Source organism: Microcystis sp. M079S1, from assembly GCF_020246425.1.
Lineage (GTDB): Bacteria > Cyanobacteriota > Cyanobacteriia > Cyanobacteriales > Microcystaceae > Microcystis > Microcystis aeruginosa.
The window spans coordinates 1-3,100 of the sequence record NZ_JADBSZ010000003.1; the positions used below are offsets into that span (position 1 = coordinate 1).

The following is a 3,100-nucleotide window of genomic DNA, read 5'->3' on the forward strand; positions in this document are numbered from 1 at the left end:
AACCCTTATATAGAAAGGCATTTAGCGATTTTTGTCAATTGTTTTTGCTCTAGAGCGAACTAATCAATTAAGTCTCTTGCCAGATAAGGATTTAGTCGATTTATGCCCCCCTATCGAACCATAACAAGTAACGAAGAGCCAGGGATTGAAACAAAGCGTAGTGATCATATCGGTAATTACTGCGAAAGTTCCAATTAATCTTAAACCCTATTAGGGATTGAAACCAATCATTTCCCGCGTCTCCTCCTGATCATGAGTAAGTTCCAATTAATCTTAAACCCTATTAGGGATTGAAACCCAAGTGGGGGGGCAACTCCCACAATTGCCCAAATTGTTCCAATTAATCTTAAACCCTATTAGGGATTGAAACTTTGGGAGTAGTCTTAGAGGAAGTACGCCGAGAGGGTTCCAATTAATCTTAAACCCTATTAGGGATTGAAACATCGCTCATATTAAACTTAATCTTCCTAATTTAGAGTTCCAATTAATCTTAAACCCTATTAGGGATTGAAACAATCACCCCGAAAGTGAATCACCAGTGAATCACCCGTTCCAATTAATCTTAAACCCTATTAGGGATTGAAACAGCCATTGGGTTAATCGCTTAGAAAACGATTATTGTTCCAATTAATCTTAAACCCTATTAGGGATTGAAACCTGCGAATATTTTTATAAGCACCATACATAATATGGTTCCAATTAATCTTAAACCCTATTAGGGATTGAAACTTAGATGACAGACAGTAAAGCCCTTCTTTACCGTCGTTCCAATTAATCTTAAACCCTATTAGGGATTGAAACTCTTGAGGAAAATCAACAGCTAGAGAAGACCTTGTTCCAATTAATCTTAAACCCTATTAGGGATTGAAACTGTTTTTTTTTGCGGAAATCCTAAAAACAAGAATCGTTCCAATTAATCTTAAACCCTATTAGGGATTGAAACTCGTGATCAAGTTCTTTAGCCTGTGACTTGGTATGTTCCAATTAATCTTAAACCCTATTAGGGATTGAAACGAGAATACGATCACTAATGTAATTAGGGAAAATGTTCCAATTAATCTTAAACCCTATTAGGGATTGAAACAAAGAGAGATTTTGTATAAAAGCCTCTATTTTTACTGTTCCAATTAATCTTAAACCCTATTAGGGATTGAAACACTGGACTTACACCGTAGCTTATGGAGGCTCATCAAGTTCCAATTAATCTTAAACCCTATTAGGGATTGAAACCTGCACGAGGAGAGTTGATCGTAGTCGATCCCCAAGTTCCAATTAATCTTAAACCCTATTAGGGATTGAAACGAGAAGCATATAAATATAAAACTATGCCCGACGGTTCCAATTAATCTTAAACCCTATTAGGGATTGAAACGAAGCTTTTTTACAGGCTTACTTATTGATGCTTGGTTCCAATTAATCTTAAACCCTATTAGGGATTGAAACAGGATCAACCGCCGCTAACTGCGGGCGCTCACAAGTTCCAATTAATCTTAAACCCTATTAGGGATTGAAACGCGCCATAATCCTGAAGCTGCTCGGCCAGCTTTTTCAAGGTTCCAATTAATCTTAAACCCTATTAGGGATTGAAACCTCTATGATCGCTTATTTCACATCGGAGGATTAAGGTTCCAATTAATCTTAAACCCTATTAGGGATTGAAACTCTCGCAACCATGCCCACAAATTTGTGGGAATACGAGTTCCAATTAATCTTAAACCCTATTAGGGATTGAAGCCCGATCATTAAGCCGATTGTGGGAATCATGATTGTTCCAATTAATCTTAAACCCTATTAGGGATTGAAACCACAAATCCCATCGTAGGGGATAATACAAAAGCGTTCCAATTAATCTTAAACCCTATTAGGGATTGAAACTATCCCAATAGCTTTTAGTCGAATATTGGCAAGGGTTCCAATTAATCTTAAACCCTATTAGGGATTGAAACAAGGCAATAGCTCCTCAAGGGGATAAACTTACTAGTTACAATTAATCTTAAACCCTATTAGGGATTGAAACAAACAGAAATTCAGTTTTCTAATTCTTTACTAGAAGTTCCAATTAATCTTAAACCCTATTAGGGATTGAAACGCGTGGACGGCCATAGGGATTACTTGAGTCTATAATGTTCCAATTAATCTTAAACCCTATTAGGGATTGAAACTTTTTGATTTAACTGTCTAGATTTGAGTTTACCCAGTTCCAATTAATCTTAAACCCTATTAGGGATTGAAACGATCAAGAGAAAGCGATCAAAATCTAGCGACAATATCCAGATTGATAATATCTTCTTTCTGGGTGATTTTCTCCTAGGACAGTTCCTGGATGAGAGAAACTGGTAAATGTTGCTCTAAACGAGGATATATAATTCCTAATCTTTCCCTCGCTTTACCTTCTAATTCCTGGAGATTATGCCCAAATTTTCTGGCCGCATCGTTGTTGGCAAAATACTGTTCTACTAAAAGCTTAAAAGCGCATTCTACTACATAACCAGCTAGGTAAATGGCATGGTCACAAAGGTTTTTAGACAGCAAAATTTTGGCATCTTACAAATGTCGGCCTGCTGCACTAGCAAATAACTCGGTCATAGATGTATCGAATCAAATAAAAACTTTTTAGCCATCAACCAATTTTACCACCATAACGAAACTCTAAGAACTTTACTTCATTGTTTATTTTTCCAACCTAAACTTGCCAAATTTTCTGAAACCATTGCCTGATTTCCGCAGTATAATTAAGCTGTTGACTATCTAAATTACTCCTTAAGACTGCACCGGAGCACCGGAGTTGCCAGTTCGAGCATTTGTACTAAAATTTCCCCTACTCAGTTTAAATCCAGTACAGCTTACCTGCTACTGACTTGAAAGTGGGTGTAGGGTGTAGGGTGTGGGGTGTAGGGAAGGAAACCTCTTTCATCTGTGGGGGTGAAAATTTTTTCATCGGGACTGACTCCTAACCCTAAGGGACTTGCGTGGGAATAATATCCCAGCCAGGAAATCGCTCTGTAGAAGAATCAGACCAGCCAGATGGCATATTATCAAAGCGCAAGTCCCTAAGAGGAAGGGGGCTCTCGAAGGCTCTCCCCCTACTTAGGGTGATCAG

The 3,100-nt window shown here is 37.9% G+C and carries 1 protein-coding gene and 1 CRISPR repeat array; the gene reads right to left on the reverse strand.

All coding sequences use genetic code 11. The features are described 5' to 3' along the window. The first annotated feature begins 187 nt into the window (after positions 1-187). Positions 188-2,234: a CRISPR direct-repeat array (repeat unit 37 nt; unit sequence GTTCCAATTAATCTTAAACCCTATTAGGGATTGAAAC). 73 nt (positions 2,235-2,307) lie between these two features. Further along, positions 2,308-2,532 (reverse strand): hypothetical protein, encoded by a 225-nt coding sequence (locus IM456_RS00155; protein ID WP_253881522.1) that lies wholly within the window; start codon positions 2,530-2,532, stop codon positions 2,308-2,310. Positions 2,533-3,100 lie beyond the last annotated feature (568 nt).